19 protein-coding genes are annotated in these 17,427 nt (G+C 69.7%); 16 read left to right on the top strand and 3 right to left on the bottom strand.

Translation table 11 applies throughout. The annotated features are described in order from the left end of the window. The first annotated feature begins 49 nt into the window (after positions 1–49). From secY to AB0P29_RS09485, 4 genes are read left to right on the top strand one after another with little or no spacing between them, the layout of a single operon-like run. Complete coding sequence (gene secY, locus AB0P29_RS09500; protein WP_064003319.1) at positions 50–1,375, top strand: preprotein translocase subunit SecY; 1,326 nt, start codon at positions 50–52, stop codon at positions 1,373–1,375. Then, positions 1,372–1,965: an adenylate kinase gene (locus AB0P29_RS09495; RefSeq protein WP_217528396.1), complete on the top strand. Its 594-nt coding sequence runs from the start codon at positions 1,372–1,374 to the stop codon at positions 1,963–1,965. Before secY ends, AB0P29_RS09495 begins: the two co-directional genes overlap by 4 nt. Then, a complete protein-coding gene (gene map / locus AB0P29_RS09490) occupies positions 1,965–2,798 on the top strand; it encodes a type I methionyl aminopeptidase (RefSeq protein WP_253034944.1) in 834 nt (277 codons plus the stop codon). The genes AB0P29_RS09495 and map overlap by 1 nt, the downstream gene beginning before the upstream one ends. 13 nt (positions 2,799–2,811) lie before the next feature. Beyond that, positions 2,812–3,489 carry a thioredoxin domain-containing protein gene (locus AB0P29_RS09485; protein ID WP_253034945.1) on the top strand — a complete coding sequence of 226 codons (678 nt, stop codon included), beginning with the start codon at positions 2,812–2,814 and terminating at the stop codon, positions 3,487–3,489. Between the two features lie 26 nt (positions 3,490–3,515). Here AB0P29_RS09485 and AB0P29_RS09480 read toward each other — a convergent pair whose 3' ends face one another. Further along, entirely contained in the window at positions 3,516–4,655 is a 1,140-nt protein-coding gene (locus AB0P29_RS09480; protein WP_363379519.1) for a hypothetical protein, read from the bottom strand. A gap of 230 nt (positions 4,656–4,885) precedes the next feature. On the opposite strand from AB0P29_RS09480, the gene infA reads away from it, so the two are divergent. The 6 genes from infA to rplQ all read left to right on the top strand — a co-directional run bounded on the left by infA (position 4,886) and on the right by rplQ (position 7,978). After that, positions 4,886–5,107, top strand: a complete 222-nt coding sequence (infA, locus tag AB0P29_RS09475; RefSeq protein ID WP_017201569.1) for a translation initiation factor IF-1 — start codon at positions 4,886–4,888, stop codon at positions 5,105–5,107. 66 nt (positions 5,108–5,173) lie between these two features. Continuing rightward, the gene (rpmJ, locus tag AB0P29_RS09470) at positions 5,174–5,290 is read left to right on the top strand and encodes a 50S ribosomal protein L36 (protein WP_005050492.1); all 117 of its coding nucleotides are present in this window, start codon (positions 5,174–5,176) and stop codon (positions 5,288–5,290) included. A 148-nt stretch (positions 5,291–5,438) separates the two neighbouring features. Beyond that, the gene (rpsM, locus tag AB0P29_RS09465; protein ID WP_064003314.1) at positions 5,439–5,813 is read left to right on the top strand and encodes a 30S ribosomal protein S13; all 375 of its coding nucleotides are present in this window, start codon (positions 5,439–5,441) and stop codon (positions 5,811–5,813) included. 34 nt (positions 5,814–5,847) lie between these two features. Continuing rightward, entirely contained in the window at positions 5,848–6,246 is a 399-nt protein-coding gene (gene rpsK, locus AB0P29_RS09460; RefSeq protein WP_018171470.1) for a 30S ribosomal protein S11, read from the top strand. Positions 6,247–6,362: 116 nt separating this feature from the next. Further along, a complete protein-coding gene (locus AB0P29_RS09455) occupies positions 6,363–7,352 on the top strand; it encodes a DNA-directed RNA polymerase subunit alpha (protein ID WP_217528388.1) in 990 nt (329 codons plus the stop codon). A 56-nt stretch (positions 7,353–7,408) separates the two neighbouring features. Further along, positions 7,409–7,978 (top strand): 50S ribosomal protein L17, encoded by a 570-nt coding sequence (gene rplQ, locus AB0P29_RS09450; protein ID WP_363379518.1) that lies wholly within the window; start codon positions 7,409–7,411, stop codon positions 7,976–7,978. A gap of 254 nt (positions 7,979–8,232) precedes the next feature. Here the strand turns inward: rplQ and AB0P29_RS09445 are convergent, their stop codons facing one another. Further along, positions 8,233–10,176: an acyltransferase family protein gene (locus AB0P29_RS09445; protein WP_363379517.1), complete on the bottom strand. Its 1,944-nt coding sequence runs from the start codon at positions 10,174–10,176 to the stop codon at positions 8,233–8,235. 193 nt (positions 10,177–10,369) lie between these two features. Between AB0P29_RS09445 and AB0P29_RS09440 the strand changes: the two genes are divergently transcribed. From AB0P29_RS09440 to truA, 3 genes are read left to right on the top strand one after another with little or no spacing between them, the layout of a single operon-like run. Further along, on the top strand, positions 10,370–11,212 hold the full coding sequence (locus tag AB0P29_RS09440; RefSeq protein WP_363379516.1) for a universal stress protein: 843 nt from the start codon (positions 10,370–10,372) through the stop codon (positions 11,210–11,212). 42 nt (positions 11,213–11,254) lie between these two features. Continuing rightward, the gene (locus AB0P29_RS09435) at positions 11,255–12,160 is read left to right on the top strand and encodes a PfkB family carbohydrate kinase (protein ID WP_363379514.1); all 906 of its coding nucleotides are present in this window, start codon (positions 11,255–11,257) and stop codon (positions 12,158–12,160) included. Positions 12,161–12,182: 22 nt separating this feature from the next. Further along, complete coding sequence (gene truA / locus AB0P29_RS09430; protein ID WP_363379513.1) at positions 12,183–13,025, top strand: tRNA pseudouridine(38-40) synthase TruA; 843 nt, start codon at positions 12,183–12,185, stop codon at positions 13,023–13,025. Between the two features lie 77 nt (positions 13,026–13,102). On the opposite strand, the gene AB0P29_RS09425 is transcribed toward truA, so the two are convergent. Beyond that, positions 13,103–13,669 carry a hypothetical protein gene (locus AB0P29_RS09425; RefSeq protein WP_363379512.1) on the bottom strand — a complete coding sequence of 189 codons (567 nt, stop codon included), beginning with the start codon at positions 13,667–13,669 and terminating at the stop codon, positions 13,103–13,105. Between the two features lie 228 nt (positions 13,670–13,897). Between AB0P29_RS09425 and AB0P29_RS09420 the strand changes: the two genes are divergently transcribed. The 3 genes from AB0P29_RS09420 to AB0P29_RS09410 all read left to right on the top strand — a co-directional run bounded on the left by AB0P29_RS09420 (position 13,898) and on the right by AB0P29_RS09410 (position 17,236). Continuing rightward, positions 13,898–14,515 (top strand): hypothetical protein, encoded by a 618-nt coding sequence (locus tag AB0P29_RS09420; RefSeq protein ID WP_311289730.1) that lies wholly within the window; start codon positions 13,898–13,900, stop codon positions 14,513–14,515. A 161-nt stretch (positions 14,516–14,676) separates the two neighbouring features. Further along, positions 14,677–15,510, top strand: coding sequence for a fructose 1,6-bisphosphatase (locus AB0P29_RS09415; RefSeq protein WP_363379511.1), 834 nt, complete (start codon positions 14,677–14,679; stop codon positions 15,508–15,510). 19 nt (positions 15,511–15,529) lie between these two features. Beyond that, entirely contained in the window at positions 15,530–17,236 is a 1,707-nt protein-coding gene (locus tag AB0P29_RS09410; RefSeq protein WP_363379509.1) for a glycosyltransferase family 2 protein, read from the top strand. Positions 17,237–17,427: the final 191 nt, after the last annotated feature.

Here is a 17,427-nt window from a genome sequence, read left to right as displayed (position 1 = left end):
GAATGCGGCGAGCTCCGGCGCGCCCGGCATCCCACTGGAGGAAATCCCTTTGTTCAGCGCCATCGCGCGGGTCTTCCGCACTCCGGATCTCCGTCGGAAGATCGGTTTCACGCTCGGCATCATCGCCATCTACCGGTTCGGCGCGCACATCCCGGCTCCGTTCGTGGACTTCCCGAACGTGAAGACCTGCCTCGACCAGTCCGGGTCGACCGAGGGCCTGCTCTCGCTCGTGAACCTCTTCTCGGGCGGCGCGCTGCTGCAGCTGTCGATCTTCGCGCTCGGCGTCATGCCCTACATCACCGGCACGATCATCGTGCAGCTCCTCCGCGTGGTGATCCCGCACTTCGAGACCCTGTACAAGGAGGGCCAGGCCGGCCAGGCCAAGCTCACCCAGTACACCCGCTACCTGACGATCGCGCTGGCGCTGCTGCAGTCGACCACCCTCGTCACCGTCGCCCGCTCGGGTCAGCTCTTCGGCATCACCGGCGTGGCCGAGTGCCAGCAGCTCCTCACCGACGAGGCCTGGTGGGCGCAGCTGCTCATGATCGTCACGCTGACCGCCGGCACCGGCCTCATCATGTGGATGGCCGAGCTCGTCACCGAGCGCGGCATCGGCAACGGCATGTCGCTCCTCATCTTCACCTCCATCGCGGCGACCTTCCCGTCGGCGCTGTGGAGCATCGCGGTCGCCCGCAGCTTCGAGATCTTCCTGCTGGTCCTGGCCGTCGGCATCGCGACCGTCGCGCTCGTCGTGTTCGTCGAGCAGTCGCAGCGCCGCATCCCGGTCCAGTACGCGAAGCGCATGGTCGGGCGCCGGACGCTCGGCGGCAGCAACACGTACATCCCGATCAAGGTCAACATGGCCGGCGTCGTGCCCGTCATCTTCGCCTCGTCGCTGCTGTACATCCCGGCCCTCATCGCGCAGTTCAACGCGAACCCCGCCGCCGACGGCAGCGTGCCGGGCTGGGTGTCGTGGATCCAGGCGAACTTCGTCAACGGCGACCACCCGCTCTATATGGCGGTGTACTTCCTGCTCATCATCGGCTTCACCTACTTCTACGTCGCGATCACGTTCAACCCGGTCGAGGTCGCCGACAACATGAAGAAGTACGGCGGGTTCATCCCCGGCATCCGTGCGGGGCGTCCCACGGCGGAGTACCTCGACTACGTCCTCACCCGCATCACCCTGCCGGGTTCCATCTACCTGGGCCTCATCGCCCTGCTCCCGCTCCTGGCCCTCGCGACGGTGGGCGCCAACCAGAACTTCCCGTTCGGTGGCGCGTCGATCCTCATCATCGTCGGTGTCGGTCTCGAGACGGTGAAGCAGATCGACGCCCAGCTCCAGCAGCGCCACTACGAAGGACTCCTCCGATGACGCAGAATCCCGCCCGCCTCCTGATCATCGGCCCGCAGGGCTCGGGCAAGGGGACGCAGGGAGCCCGCATCGCCGAACGGCTCGGCATCCCCACCGTCTCGACCGGCGATGTCTTCCGCGCGAACGTCAAGGACGGCACCGACCTCGGGCTCAAGGTGAAGGCGATCATCGACGCCGGCGACCTCGTCCCCGACGAGCTGACGAGCGAGATCGTCCGCGACCGACTGTCGCAGCAGGATGCCGCGCACGGCTTCCTGCTCGACGGCTACCCGCGCAACCTGACCCAGGTCGGCCACCTCGACGGCTTCCTCGAGCAGCGGGGCGAACCGCTCACCGCGGTCATCGAGCTCTCGGTGCCGCGCGACGAGTCGATCGCCCGCCTCTCGCGTCGCGCGGCCGAGCAGGGCCGCGCCGACGACAACGAGGAGTCGATCGCGAAGCGCCTGTCGATCTACGAGTCCGAGACGGCGCCGATCCTCGACGTGTACCGCGAGCGCGGCATCGTCGACGAGATCGACGGCGTCGGGTCGCTCGACGAGATCACCGAGCGCATCACGGCGGCCCTCGCGGCACGCGGCATCACCGCCTGATGGTCTTCCGCCGCTCCATCTACAAGACGCCCGCGCAGCTGCGCGCGATGGTCGAACCGGGTCTCATCACCGCGGCGGCATTGGATGCCGTGCGTCCGGCGGTTGGCGCGGGTGTGACGACCGCGGAGCTCGATGCCATCGCCGAGCGCACGATCCTCGCCCGCGGGGCGGAATCGAACTTCCAGCTGGTGCGCGGCTACCACCACACGACGTGCATCTCGGTCAACCAGGAGGTCGTCCACGGCATCCCGGGTGATCGGGTCCTGCAGCCGGGCGACATCGTCTCGATCGACTGCGGCGCGCAGTTCGAGGGGTGGAACGGGGACTCGGCGATCACGATCGTCGTGCCCGACCCGGACCGTCCCGAGCTCGTCGAACGTCGTCAGCGGCTGTCGGACGTGACCGAGGGCTCGCTGTGGGCCGGCATCGCCGCGCTCGCCTCGGCCTCGCGCGTCGGCGAGATCGGCGACGCCGTGCAGTCCTACGTCGAGGGGTCGGGGGAGGGCTACGGCATCCTCCGCGATTACGTCGGACACGGGATCGGCCGCAAGATGCACGAGGGCCCGACGGTCTTCAACTACCGCGTCGCCGACCTCGGACCCGAGGTGCGGCCGGGGCTGTGCGTCGCGATCGAGCCCATGATCGTCGCGGGGGACGAGGCGACCCTCGTCGAGGACGACGACTGGACCGTCAGCACGGTCGACGGCCAGGACGGCTCCCATTGGGAACATAGCGTCGCGGTGCACGAGGGAGGTATCTGGGTGCTGACGGCCCCCGACGGCGGCGCCGCGGGACTCGCGGCCTTCGGCATCACCCCGACCCCCATCTCCTGAGGAGGACACGCACATGGCGACGGCCACGGGTAAGACCAACTGGTTCGCGATCTGGATCAGCGTCGCGGTGGTGGCGGTCCTGGTGGGTGTCGTCGCCGTTGTCGCTGTGCTGAACTCGCAGGCGTCGGGCCCCGGACCCGTCCCGCAGGCCAGCGGCATCAACCGCGAGACCGGTGCGATCACCTTCGGCGACGGGCCCGACACCGTCGCCACCTACGTGGACTTCATGTGCCCGTACTGCGGCCAGTTCGAGGAGACGGAGGGCAAGACGATCTCGGGCCTCGTCGACGACGGCAGCATCACCCTCGAGGTGCACCCGGTCACGATCCTCGACCGGCTCTCCCAGGGCACCGAGTACTCGAGCCGTGCAGCATCCGCCATGTACGCCGTCGCCGAAGCCGACCCCGACAACGCCTACGCCTTCTTCCGTGCGCTGTGGGACGAGCGGCCCCAGGAGCAGACGCCCGGCCTGACCGACGACGAGCTCATCCAGATCGCGAAGGATGCCGGCGTGAACGTGACCGCCGAGCTCGAGAAGTCGATCAAGGACCACGAGTACAAGAGCTTCGCCCAGTCGCAGGAGTTGCCGGAAGGCGCCACCGGGACCCCGACGCTCGTCGTGAACGACGAGGTCGTCCCGGTCACGTACGACCCGCAGGCCGACATCCTCTCGCGACTGTCCGCTCGGTGATCTCGAAGCGGCGCTCACTCGCCGAGTCACCACTCGGTTGCCCCGTCACCACCCGAATGCGCGCCGTCGGGTGGTGATTCGGCGTTTCGGCGGTGATTCGGGGTGGGGAACACGCCGAACCGGTAGAGCTTCGAGCGCAGACCGCCGGGGGAGCGGATGTCGGCGGTCGTCCAGCGGATGACGCGACGCCCGGTCAGCCCGCGGATCCAGTCCTCCCGCTCCTTCTCCGCTCGCAGGACATCCTCCAGGGCCCGCCCGTGCCGCATGGCGACGTCGCGGTACTTCACCTCGCCGTCGTACTCGCCCCACACCGCGGCGTCATCGAGGCCGAAGTCGACGAAGTAGGGCCCCACCGACACCTGAAGCCTGATCCGCCGGAATCCCAGGTCGTGCAGGCGCAAGCGGCTCACACTTTCTCCCGCGGACTCCGAGCGCCCGTCGGCGAGCTCCAGGAGTTCGCGCGCCTGACGTACCCCGCGAGCGCCAGTGGTCAACCGTCGCGCGATCTCGGCGCGGAGATATTCGGCTGCATCGGCGTCGTAGAGTCGCTGCCGTGCGTCCCACGCGACCGCGCGGAGCGCGGCATCCGCTATCGCGATCGCGGTGTCGCGGGGCGTCGTCCGCAGCACGTCGGCGACGGTGCGTGCGGGCGCGGTGAGGACGAGGCCACCCGATGAGACCACGTCGACGTCGGGTACGGCGCATCGATGGCGGGACACATACGGTGTCCCTCGCGAGACCGCCCCGTTGTGCTGCGTGCCGGAGACGTGCACATGCGTCGGCGGGGCGCCCCAGAGAGGCAGTCCGTGCAGCAGCGCAGCGGTCAGGTGGGAGTAGACGACGCCGCCGCGCCGGCGCTGCTCATAGGCCGCCACCTGCAGGAGATGGCGTTCGGCGGGCCACGCCGCATCCCACGTCTCCGATGCGACGAACGTGCCCCGCGCGAGCTTTCGGAGATCTCCGTGGCTCAGCGTCGCGATGTCGCGGCGGGTCATCCCCCCTCGGAGGAGGGCGGGACGCGTCTCGATCCGGCACACGGCGTCGTCGAAGTCCATCCGCTCACCCTCGCCTCCCGTCCAAGCCCGCGCGATGCGGAACAGCCGTCGGGGGACGTCCGCGGCATCCATCGGGCTGTGCAGGAAGCCATGGGCGCGTCGAATCACCATCGGTGCGTCGAATCACCAGCGAGATGCGCGCCATCGGATGGTGAGTCGGCACGTGGATGGTGACTCGGCGAAGAACAATCGCGGGCTGAGCGCGCGGCGGCGACACGCCGAGTGGCGGGTCGCCTCGATATCACGTACACTAAATCTTTGGTGCGTTGCGCCTGTTTCGGCGTGTCACCACAATCCCCACTCACCGCAGACCGACCGGTCTGCCAACTGTAAGCGAGCGTATGGCGAAGAAAGACGGTGTCATCGAGATCGAGGGTGTGATCTCCGAGGCTCTGCCGAACGCGATGTTCCGCGTCGAGCTGAGCAACGGTCACAAGGTCCTGGCCACGATCTCCGGAAAGATGCGGCAGAACTACATCCGCATCATCCCCGAAGACCGTGTCGTCGTGGAGCTCTCGCCTTACGACCTCACGCGCGGTCGCATCGTCTATCGCTACCGCTGAGACCGGTCGAGAAGTAACGCCCCGCACACCCGTGTGCGTCGGCGAAGACAGCGAATCAGGAAAATCATGAAGGTCAACCCCTCCGTCAAGCCCATCTGCGACCACTGCAAGGTCATCCGCCGCCACGGTCGCGTCATGGTCATCTGCAAGTCGAACCCGCGTCACAAGCAGCGCCAGGGCTGATGGGATGCCGCGCCCCGGCGCGGCCTCGCAGGCTCACAACTGAACACATCTCGGCAGGATCAGAACCCGCTCAGCGGGGGACACCTCGGGTCGGAGGCCCGGGCACCGATCCTGCTCCACACCTCCACTTACTCCTAGGAGACATCGCATGGCACGTCTTGCCGGCGTTGACATCCCGCGCGACAAGCGCGTGGTGATCGCCCTCACCTACATCTACGGCATCGGCCGTACCCGCTCCGTCGAGATCCTCAGCTCGACCGGCATCGACGAGTCGATCCGCGTCAAGGACCTCACCGACGACCAGCTGGTCGCTCTCCGCGACCACATCGAAGGCACTTACAAGGTGGAGGGTGACCTGCGCCGCGAGGTCGCCGCAGACATCCGCCGCAAGGTCGAGATCGGCTCGTACGAGGGTATCCGCCACCGTCGCGGCCTGCCCGTGCGCGGCCAGCGCACGAAGACCAACGCGCGTACCCGCAAGGGTCCCAAGCGCACCGTCGCCGGCAAGAAGAAGGCGCGCTAAAGCGCGGCCGCCACAGGTTTAGGAGAACACTCACATGGCACAGGCCAAGTCCGCTGCGCGCAAGCCGCGCCGCAAGGAGAAGAAGAACATCGCGCTGGGCCAGGCCCACATCAAGTCGACGTTCAACAACACGATCGTTTCGATCACCGACCCTTCGGGTGCGGTCATCAGCTGGGCCTCCTCGGGTGGCGTCGGCTTCAAAGGCTCGCGCAAGTCGACCCCGTACGCCGCCGGCATGGCCGCCGAGTCCGCTGCGCGTCAGGCGCAGGAGCACGGCGTCAAGAAGGTCGACGTCTTCGTCAAGGGCCCCGGCTCGGGCCGCGAGACCGCGATCCGTTCGCTGACCGCCGCCGGCCTCGAGGTCGGTTCGATCCAGGACGTCACGCCTCAGGCCCACAACGGCTGCCGCCCCCCGAAGCGCCGCCGCGTCTGATCCTCGACGGATGCCGGGGGTGCGACGTGCGTCGCGCCCCGGCATCCCGGTCACAACTCAACACTTCACCAACTGCACGTGTCATATAGCGGTCACGTGACTGAAAGGAACACATAGTGCTCATTGCACAGCGTCCCACTCTGACCGAGGAGAAGGTCGGCGACTTCCGCAGCCGATTCGTCATCGAGCCCCTCGAGCCGGGCTTCGGCTACACGATCGGCAACGCGCTGCGTCGCAGCCTGCTGTCGTCGATCCCGGGTGCCGCGGTCACCAGCATCCGCATCGACGGCGTGCTGCACGAGTTCAGCACCGTCCCGGGTGTCAAGGAGGATGTCACCGAGATCATCCTCAACATCAAGCAGCTGGTGGTCTCCAGCGAGCGCGACGAGCCCATCACCGCGTACCTGCGCAAGACGGGCGCCGGCGAGGTCACGGCCGCCGACATCTCCGCTCCGGCGGGTGTCGAGGTCCACAACCCCGACCTGGTCATCGCGACGCTCAACGACTCGGCGAAGTTCGAGCTCGAGCTGACGATCGAGCGCGGCCGCGGCTACGTCTCGGCCACGCAGAACCGCAACGAGTACGCCGAGGCCGGTCAGATCCCGATCGACTCGATCTACTCGCCCGTCCTCAAGGTCAGCTACCGCGTCGACGCCACCCGTGCCGGTGAGCGCACCGACTTCGACAAGCTCGTCCTGGACGTCGAGACCAAGTCGTCGATCAGCCCCCGCGACGCCGTCGCGTCGGCCGGTCGCACGCTGGTCGAGCTGTTCGGTCTCGCCCGCGAGCTGAACGTCGAGGCCGAGGGCATCGAGATCGGCCCCGCGCCGGTCGCCGAGGTCCTGACCAACGAGCTCTCGATGCCGATCGAGGACCTCGACCTGTCGGTCCGCTCGTACAACTGCCTCAAGCGCGAGGGCATCAACACGGTGTCCGAGCTCGTCGCCCTTTCGGAGACGCAGCTCATGAACATCCGCAACTTCGGTCAGAAGTCGGTCGACGAGGTCAAGGACAAGCTCGTCTCGCTCGGCCTGTCGCTGAAGGACTCGGTCCCCGGGTTCGACGGTGCGCACTTCTACGGCGGCTACGACGACGAGACCGTCTGAGCGGACTCCGGTTCGCCCCGGTCCACTGACTGAATTTCTTTCCAGGAGTAATTGACATGCCCAAGCCCACGAAGGGTGCCCGCCTCGGTGGCGGCCCCGCCCACGAGCGTCTTCTGCTTGCGAACCTCGCTGCCGCGCTGTTCACGCACAAGTCGATCACCACGACCGAGACCAAGGCCAAGCGCTTGCGTCCGTTCGCCGAGCGCCTGGTGACGTTCGCCAAGCGCGGCGACCTGCACGCTCGCCGTCGCGTCCTGTCGGTCATCGGCGACAAGTCCGTCGTGCACGAGCTCTTCGCCGAGATCGCGCCGCTGGTCGCCGAGCGTGAGGGTGGCTACACCCGCATCACGAAGGTCGGCAACCGCAAGGGCGACAACGCGCCCATGGCCGTGATCGAGCTCGTCCTCGAGCCCGTCACCCCGAAGGCGAAGTCGACGAAGAAGGCTGCTCCGGCCGCCGCTGCGCCGGCCGCCGAGGAGCCCGCTGCCGAGGAGACCGAGGTCGAGACGCCCGCTGAGGACGTCGCCGACGCCGGTGCCGAGTCGCCCGAGGAGGGCGCTGCTGCCGAAGCCATCGCCGAGGACGCCGTCGCGTCCGACGACGAGAAGGCCGACGAGGCCAAGTAAGGCTCCCTCCCCGGAGGGAATCCGAGGGCCCGCCCCCGTTTCGGGGCGGGCCCTTTCTCGTACCCGCGCGGGTGCGTGGGGCCGCCGCTTCCCTGGCCACATCATGTGCTCGCAACGACATCACACGCTGTGCACGGTCCAGAACGTGTGCCCTCGTTCGGAGCACATGATGTGGACGCAGAGGCGGCGCCGCTCGGCGGGCGCGGCGGCGCGGCGGGGCGGCGGGCGCGGGGGCGGGGGACGGTCCCGAGGGGTCAGCGCGCGGTGTCGAAGGTCTGGGCGACGGCCCACTGGGCGAGCTCGACGCGGTAGCGCAGCTGCGCGCGGCTGTTCTCGACGCCGTCGATCGCGTCGGCCACGGCGTCGGCGTAGCGCTGTCCGCCGCGGACGCCGGGGTGGATGCCGTCGCCCGCCAGCAGGTCTTCGTGACCGCTGATCGCCGCCGACCAGTCCGCGATCGCGACGCCGGGGGTGTGCGCAGCGAAGGGCTCGAGCTCCTCGTTGACGCCCGGGATCCAGTCGCGGGGCGCGTGGGCGGTCACGAGCACGAGCGTGCGGTGGGGACCGACATCCTTCTTCAGGCGCGCGAGGTCGTCGGGGTCCACCGGTCCGTTCGTGCCGAGACCCACGACGACGTAGTCGCGCAGCTGTCCGCGGGCGGCGAGGCGGTCGACGATCGCGACGCCGGCCCCCATCGAGCGCGACACCTTCGCGTCGACCTGGGCGCCCGGCATCCGGTCGAGGAGGCCGCCGGCGGATGCGAGCATCACCGAGTCTCCGACGAGGGTCACGCGCGCTCCGGCGACACGGACGGAGGCGGGCGGAGCGGGGCGGCCGTCCGGCGGGGTGCAGAGTCCCTCGTCGTCGCTGAGGTGCGCGGACGGGCACTCCGGACGCAGCACGGCGTCGTCGCTGCGGAGGGCGGCGCCGGGCAGCGTCGCGTGATCCGACCGGGGGAAAGCCGCGTCGAGCGCCGCGCGTCCGTCGCGTACGGCCGCTTCGCTCGAGGCCATCGTCGGCGCGTCGGCGACCGCCGCGGTCGTGCCGGCGACGACGAGGAGCCCTGTGGCCATCGCGGCCGTGGCGGTGAGGCGTCGCACGGGGCCGCCGCGGAACGCGCGCCCGACGGACCGGAGCGACGCGCGGAAGCCGAGCCGGCGCACCGGCTGCTCGATGAAGCGCAACGACACCTCGGCGGCGACCAGCGTGAGCGCCAGGGTGAGGAGCGCGACCTCGACCGGGACGGCGACGTCGGGGGAGGAGCGCGTGGTCGCGACCGTCAGGATGACGACGAGAGGCCAGTGCCAGAGGTAGATCCCGAAGGACCGCTCGCCGATCCAGCGCAGCGGCGCGACGTCCAGCGCCCGTCCGAGGTGCGATCCCGCGCGCACGGCTGCCGCGATCGCCACGACGGTCAGGACGGATGCCGCGACGAGAAGCCCGGGGAAGGTCTCGATCCCGTCGCCCGGCGTCACGAACGCAAGCGCGACGACCCCGGCGATCGCCGCGCCGCCGACCACGGCAGGCATGCCGCCGCGGCGCTCCGCCGGGCGCAGGAACGCAAGGGCGACGCCGAGCAGCAGACCGAAGGCGTGCGTGTCGGTGCCGTAGTACACGCGGGTCGCGCCGCTGCCGGCGAGGAGCACCGCGGCCAGGACGGATGCCGCCGCCAACCCGACGGCGACGGGCACCCGGCCGCGTCGCAGCCGCAGGACGAGCGGCAGCAGCAGCGGCCAGAGCAGGTAGAACTGCTCCTCGACGGCGAGGGACCAGAGGTTCCGCAGCAGTTCGGGGGCGGAGGAATCCAGCCCGCCGCCGAAGTACGACGACCCGTTCGCGACGGCGACCCAGTTGTACGAGAACGTCGTCGCCCCGAGCAGCTGACCGCCGAGGCCCACGAGGATGTCGCCGCCCACCATCCAGGCGAGCGACGCGGTCACGAGGACGACGACCCCGATCGCGGGCAGCAGCCGGCGGGCCCGCCGCCGCCAGAAGTCCACCAGGCCGATCCGGCCGTGCTCGTCGCGCTCGCGGAGGAGGAGGGTCGTGATGAGGAACCCGGAGATCACGAAGAAGACGTCGACACCGAGGAACCCGGCGGGCAGCGCCGGGAACAGGTGGTACACGACGACCATCAGGACCGCGACGGCGCGGAGTCCGTCGAGGCCCGGCAGGCGCGCGGAAGAAGGTCGAGTCATGTCGAAGCGGGGGAGGGGTCTCGAGGCGAGCGGGCGATTCGCGGCATCCAGTCTAGGTCGGCATCCTGAACGGGCCCGCCCCTTCCCGCCTCGCCCGTGGCTGGGATAGGTTGGCATCACCGAGACACGGACGAGCGCCCGCAGACGTCACCGCGATCCGGCAGGCGCGTCGCCCCCAGAAGGGACGTGCAGCATGGCCGGAAAGATCATCGTCGGAGTCACGGGTGCCCCGGTGTCGCGCCGTGCCGTGGACTGGGCCGTGACTCGTGCCGCCCAGCGCCGGCAGGCGGTCGAGCTCGTCTCGGTCGTCGGCGGCGCGGTCGGGGCCGTCGGCGAGGCCGAGGTGCTCGGTGCGGCGCAGACTGCGACGCAGCGTCTGCTCGACGGCGAGGCGGCGCGGGTGACGGATGCCGGGGTCCCGGTCACGACCCGCGTCGAATCCGGCAACCCCGTCACCAAGCTCATCGAAGCCGCGGCGGACGCCGCGCTCCTCGTCATCGGCAGCGACTACCGGGGACCGGGGACCGGTCCGGCGCGCGGGGTGCACGGCATCCGGATCGCGGCCGGCGCGAAGTGCCCCGTGGTGGTCGTCCCCGACCGCGATCTCGGGGAGGGGGCGGGGATCGTCGTCGGCATCGACGGGTCCGAGGTGTCCGAGCACGCGATCGAGTTCGCCGCCGCCGAGGCGGACCGGCTCGGCGAGCCGCTCATCGCGGTGAACGTCTGGACGCCGCTGCACACGCCGCGGAACGCGATGGAGGTCTACCCCGACCTCTACCTCGCGAACATGCAGTCGACGGCCGAGGAGGTGCTGGCGCTGTCCGTCGCCGGCCTGTCGTCGCGCTACCCCGACCTGCGCATCGTCCGCCGCGTCGAGCGCGGTTATCCGTCGCAGGTGCTGGCCGGGATCGCCGCCGACGCCCGCATGGTCGTCGTCGGCACTCACGGCCGGGGTGCGCTCGCCCGCTTCCTGCTCGGGTCGATCAGTCAGGAGCTCCTCTCGCACCTGCCGACCGTCACCGCCGTCGTCCGCTGACATCGACGTGCGCGCCCGCGGGCGACGTGCGAAAGTGAGGGCATGACCTCTCGGCACGCCGTCCTCGTCCTCGGCGAAGCGCTCATCGACATCGTGGAACGGGACGGCGGTGACGCCGAGTTCGTCGGCGGCAGTCCCGCGAACGTGGCCGTCGGCATCGCGCGGCAGGACGTGCCGGCGACCCTGCTGACGCGCCTCGGCCGTGACGACCGCGGCCGGCGGATCGCCGATCAGGTGACCGCGTCGGGCGCGGTCGTCCACGAGGCGTCCTGGACGGATGCCGCGACCTCCACCGCCCGCGCCCGGCTGCGCGCCGACGGCTCGGCCGAGTACGACTTCGACATCGTGTGGGCGCTCGAGGCGGACGCCGCAGCGGACGCGGCAGTCGCGGCATCCGTCGTCCACTCCGGATCGATCGCGCTGTTCCTGCAGCCCGGGGGAGAGGTCGCGCTCGCGACCCTCGAACGCGCACGGCAGGCGGGCCGTGTCGTGACGGTCGACCCGAACGTGCGGCCGGCGCTCGTCGGACCCGACCCGCGGCCGGTCGCCGAGCGGGCATTCGCGGCGGCGACGCTGGTGAAGCTGAGCGATGAGGATGCCGAGGCGCTCTACCCGGGTGTGCCCGCCGCGCGCGTGCTCGAGACCATCGCCGCCCGGGGGTCGCAGATCGTCGTGATGACCCGCGGCGGCGAGGGCGCCCTCGCGCTCGGGCCGTCGGGTCTCGTCGAGGTCGCGCCGCTCGTCGTCGACGTCGCCGACACGATCGGCGCGGGCGACGCGTTCATGGCGAGCCTCATCACGAGCCTCGTCGACGACCCCGGACTGCTCGCGGGCGACGCCGACGCTTTGCCGCGCGCGCTCCGCCGCGCCGTCGTGACGGCGGGGATCACGGTGTCGCGACCCGGCGCCAACCCGCCCACGCGCGCGGAGGTCGACGCGGCAGTCTGACCGGCGCGGATAGGCTGACACCGTGCGCCTGCGGATCGATCTCGTCTACGACGGCACCGACTTCCGAGGCTGGGCGCGGCAGCCGGGCCTGCGGACCGTGCAGGGGACGCTCGAGGCGGCGATCGCCCGCATCCTCGGCGGAGACCCGCGGCTCGTGGTCGCGGGTCGGACGGATGCCGGGGTGCACGCGTCGGCGCAGGTCGCGCACCTCGACCTGACCGAGGGGCAGGAGCACCGGCTGCTGTCGGGGCGACGTCCCGAACCCGAGGCGCTCGCCGCGCGCATCAACGGTGTGCTCGGTCCCTACCCGGACGTCGCCGTCCACCGTGTGGGTGTCGCGCCGGAAGGTTTCGATGCGCGCTTCTCGGCCGTCTGGCGTCGGTACGCCTACCGCGTCGCCGACCGCGTCACCGGGTACGACCCGCTGGAGCGCGGCCGCACGACGTGGGTCGCGGCGGACCTCGACGTGGCGGCGATGGATGCCGCAGCCCGCAGCCTGCGCGGCCTGCACGACTTCGCGGCGTACTGCAAACCGCGCGAGGAGGCGACGACGATCCGGACGCTGCTCGAGTACGGCTGGCGGCGTGAGGAGTCCGGCGTCCTCGTCGCCTCGGTGAAAGCCGACGCCTTCTGCCACAGCATGGTGCGCGCGCTCGTGGGCGCCTGCGTCGCGGTCGGGGAGGGGCGGATCAGCGTGGACCGCGTCGCCGAGATCCGCGACGAGCTGGTCCGCACGAACGAGGTGAAGGTGCTCGCCGCGCGCGGCCTGACGCTCACCGAAGTGGGCTACCCGGCCGACGATCTGCTCGCAGCGCGAGCCGAGCAGACGCGCGCCCGACGGGAACTGGGCGCGGCCGACGACTGAGCGGGGATGACGCGAGAACAGGAGAACCCCCGGGCCGTGGCCCGGGGGTTCTCCTGTTGCGATGGTTCGCGAGTGCCTTATGCCCGACGCGTGCGGCGCACCGAGGTCGCGACCGCGATGCTCGCACCGGCGAGGACGAGGACGCCGCCGCCGACCCAGAGGCCGAGGAGTGCGTCACCGTCGAAACCGGTGTCACCGAGGGCGGGGCCGCCGGCGCTGCCGCCGTCCGAACCACCGTCGCCGCCTGCCGGAGCGGCGAGCGCGATCGTCACGGGCTCAGCCGCGCCGCTTTCGGAGCCCACCGCGGCCAGCGTGTAGGTGCCGGTCGCGTCGTCGGGGAGGGTGACCGTAGCCGTGGCTGCACCGTCTTCGCTCGCGTCCTTCGTGACAGACGTGGAGGTCACAGCGAAGGAGACGAAGGCGAGGTTGTCGGGGCCGACGCCCTCACCCGTCAGGGTGAAGGTGACCTGCTCGCCCGGCTCGAAGCCGGTGAACTGAACGGGAACCGTGCCGCCGGGAGTGATCGTGATCGTCTCGGGGCCGGCGGGGGTCGGAGTGTAGGCGCTCGCGACGGCCGGAGCCGCGAAGACCGCCGCGATGGCGACGGCGAGAGCCGCCGCAGCCTTGCTGATCTTGTGCTTCATGGTGCTTCTTTCGGTCGTCGTGAGTTCGGGGCGCAGACGGCAAAAGAAGATCCAACCGGCCGCCCCCCGTTGGTTGGACATTGCCAGTATTCAGGAATCGCTCAGGAAGAGCAACTACAGCGGGTTTCGATCAGGTAAACAGTGTCACGGGTCGACACATCCGCATCGGGTGGCAGCGGCATCCGCACTTGTAGACTGACCGCACCGCAGGGAGGGGTCATGATGCGGATGAGAACCATGCGTCTGGCCGCCGCGGCGGCGCTCGTCGGCAGCGCGGTCGTGCTGTCGGGATGTGGCCCGTCTCCGTGGGCCCTGCAGAGCCCGACCCCGACGGCCCCGGCCGCGGTGTCGAGCTCGCCGGTCGTGGTCGCGCCTCCGGTCGAGAACGACCTCTCGAGCGGGTCCACGCAGCGGGACCTGACGGCAGGCGCCGTGAGTGTCGCCGTCAACTACTGGTCGGACCTGCGGATGGACCGATGGACGGCGAACGCGGTCAAGCCCGTCAGTCTGTCGCTCGTGACGACCATCACGCCCAACGACGGGCAGAAGGTGTACCTGCAGAAGGCCACGATGCTCGCGGTCCCCGCGAACGCCGAAGAGACCTTCCCCGCGCTCGACCCGCAGATCGACGAGGCGAGCGTGAAGAACGGCTACCTCGTCCTGAAGCCCTACAGCTACTCGCAGACGTTCAACGTCGGTCAGGTCCCCGAGGGCGCCACCTACGTCACGCTGCAGTTCACGTACGACTTCCTCGTGCAGACCAAACCCAAAGCCGACGAGTACGCGAAGCAGACCGCGACCGACACGGTGACGGTCGCGATCGCGCAGCAGGCGGCATCCGGCTGAACCTCAAGAACCTCAAGGTCCGGTAAAGACCAGCGCGAGGCTTCGCGAAGTCACCGGTGAGCGAGGGTTTCCGCGCCTACGGTGTAGACGTGGCACTGGCGGCGGCGACCCGAACCCCGCCGCCGGTGCCCTCCATCCTTCACACCGAACGAGGTTCGCGCATGTCCATCCGTCCCACAGCCCGTCGCCGGCTCGGCGTCGCCGCCCTGGCCGCCGCGGCTGCGCTGTCGCTCTCGGGGTGCGCTCAGGTCGTCGAAGCCTTCAACTCCATCTCGGGGACGAGCGAGAACGTCGCCGCCACCCCCGCTCCGAACGCGACGCCCGCGACCGGGACGGTGGAGATGCCGTTCGACTCGCAGTTCACGTACGACGGCTCGGTGCGGATGACGTACGAGATCGCCGACGGTCTCGACATCATCCTCGACTTCTGGGCCGTCGACTCCAAGCGCACCCGCGAGTGGTACGCCGACAACGCGAAGACCTTCGGCTTCGCGGTCAACGTCAAGGACACCCGCGTCGACGAGAAGGCGGTGCTCAAGCAGAAGCGTCGCGTGTTCCTCTCGAACGTGTCGATCTCGTCGCAGACCGCGCAGTCCTCGAACCAGGTGAGCTCGCCGTTCCAGTTCAGCGCCGACCCCCGCACGCTCGTGCCCACCGACACGATCCGCTCGAGCAAGGGCCTGCTGATCAACAGCTACCAGGGCGGTCTGCTCGTCCCCGAGACGACGATCAACCAGCTGCCGCCGGACACCTACGGGATCACGCTGCAGTTCGCGCTCGACGTGTGGGTCGAGGGGGCGGCCGACGACGACAAGTCGTTCGTGCAGCAGACGGTCTACCCCGTCATCCCGATTGCGATCTATCCTCGTGAGACAGAGACCGACGGGTCCACGGGGGGCGCGACCGACGGCACGTCGAACGACGGCTCCCAGGGAACCACAGGCACCGACGGGTGGACCACCACCCCCGGTACCGGCGGTCCCACCACTCCGTGATCCAGCTCGAGGAACCGACGTGACGAGTCCGTACATCTCCGGCCCGCAGGGCTGGCAGCCCGCGCAGCCCCCGGTGGGCGCGCAGCCGGCGGCCGGCGCCTGGCCCGGCCAGGAGTCGCAGTGGGGCCAGCAGCCCGCGTGGCAGCCTGCGCAGGCGCAGCAGCAGCCGCAGTGGCAGCAGCCCGCCGCGCAGTGGCAGGAGCCGCAGGCGCAGTGGCAGCAGCCCGCCGCGCAGTGGCAGGGCGTCGCCCCGCAGGGTTCCTGGCAGGCCGCCCCCGAAGCTGCCGGTTATGCCGCGTCGCCCGGCGGTCCCGGCGAGATCGTCCCGGTGGACGAGTTCGCCGACGACTTCGCCTCGGTGCTCGAGCACCACTCGGTGCACCGGTCGACGATCGGATGCGTCGTCCCGGCCTACAACGAGGCGGAGTCGATCGCGGACGTCATCCGCTCTCTCCTCGAGCAGAGCCGCGTGCCCGACGTGATCCACGTGGTCGTCAACAACACCTCCGATGACACGGTCAAGATCGCGTCGGAGTTCTCCGGACCGCACGAGGTGGAAACCGAGCTCGGGCTGCAGTTCACCGAGGTCTTCGTCCACGACATCGGCAAGAACCCCGACAAGAAGGTCGGCGCGCTCAACTACGGCTACGCCCTCGTCGAGGGGTACGACTACCTGCTCGGTGTCGACGGCGACACGACCGCCGACCGCCGCGCCGTGGAGTACCTCGAGAACGAGGCCGTCTCGGACTCGCGCATCGGCGGCATCTCGGCGATCTACACGATCGACGACCGACCCATCAAGGGCTTCATCGCCAAGTGGCTCATCGCCGGTCAGCGCACGCAGTTCGCGGCCTTCAACATGCAGAACCTGCTGCGCGGACGCAACATGGCCGTGCTCGGCGGACAGTTCTCGATCTTCTCGACGACCGCCCTGCGCGACGTCATGAAGGAGAACCACCAGAACTCGCCGTGGGTGAAGGACTCCGAGGTCGAGGACTCGCTGCTCTCGCTCCAGATCAAGTCGGCCGGCTATCTCACCAAGATCAGCCCGTTCGCGCGGGCGGATGTCGGTGGCATGACGACCCTCAAGGGGTACGACGCGCAGCAGGTCAAGTGGACCTACGGCGCCATCGAGCTCATGTGGCCCGGTCAGCGTGGTGACACGAAGGGGCAGCCGTTCCACCCGAACCTGCGTCTGCGCTGGTTCGAGCAGTTCTCGATGCTCACGAACTTCTTCGTCCGTGTCGCGTTCATCACCCTGCTGATCGCGTCGCTGTCGATCAACGCGTTCGTGTTCTCGCCGTGGTGGCTGATCCCGCCGCTCGTGGCCGCCGGCCTGAACCTGCGGATGGCCCGCGCGATGGAGAAGTGCAACTCGCGCGACATCGCCTTCGCCGTGCTGCTGTTCCCCGCCGAGATCTTCATGTGGATCCGCATCAGCCACTTCATCCGGTCGTGGACCCGCTTCCTCTCCAAGAAGAAGGTCGACAACTGGGCCCTGCAGGCGAGAGCCGAGAAGGGCGGCGTGAGCTTCGGACACTGGACGCCCTTCATCATCCTCGCCATCGTCGCCGTCGCGATCGCCGTCATCTGGAACCTGCTCGACCCGATCACCCAGTCCGCGATCCTGTGGGTCGGCTGGCCGATCGTCGGTGTCGTCACGGTGCTGCAGACCCTCACGATGGCCATCAAGCTGTTCCAGCGCCACCAGGGCTACAAGGTCTGATCTCGCCCGCGCGGCTCCGGGGTGCGCGGCATCCGGGCTGGGTCGACTCCCGGTGCGCGGCATCCGCTCTGCGCCGACTCCCGGTGCGCGGCGTGGGCCACAACCGCGGAGATTCTCGGCGACACGCCGCGTGCCGGGGTCTCGATGCGGCGTGTCGGGCGGGATCTCCGCGGATACGGCGATCGAGATCG

The organism is Microbacterium sp. NPDC080220, from assembly GCF_040686395.1.
GTDB lineage: Bacteria > Actinomycetota > Actinomycetes > Actinomycetales > Microbacteriaceae > Microbacterium > Microbacterium gawkjiense.
This window is presented reverse-complemented; position numbering and strand designations above follow the sequence as displayed.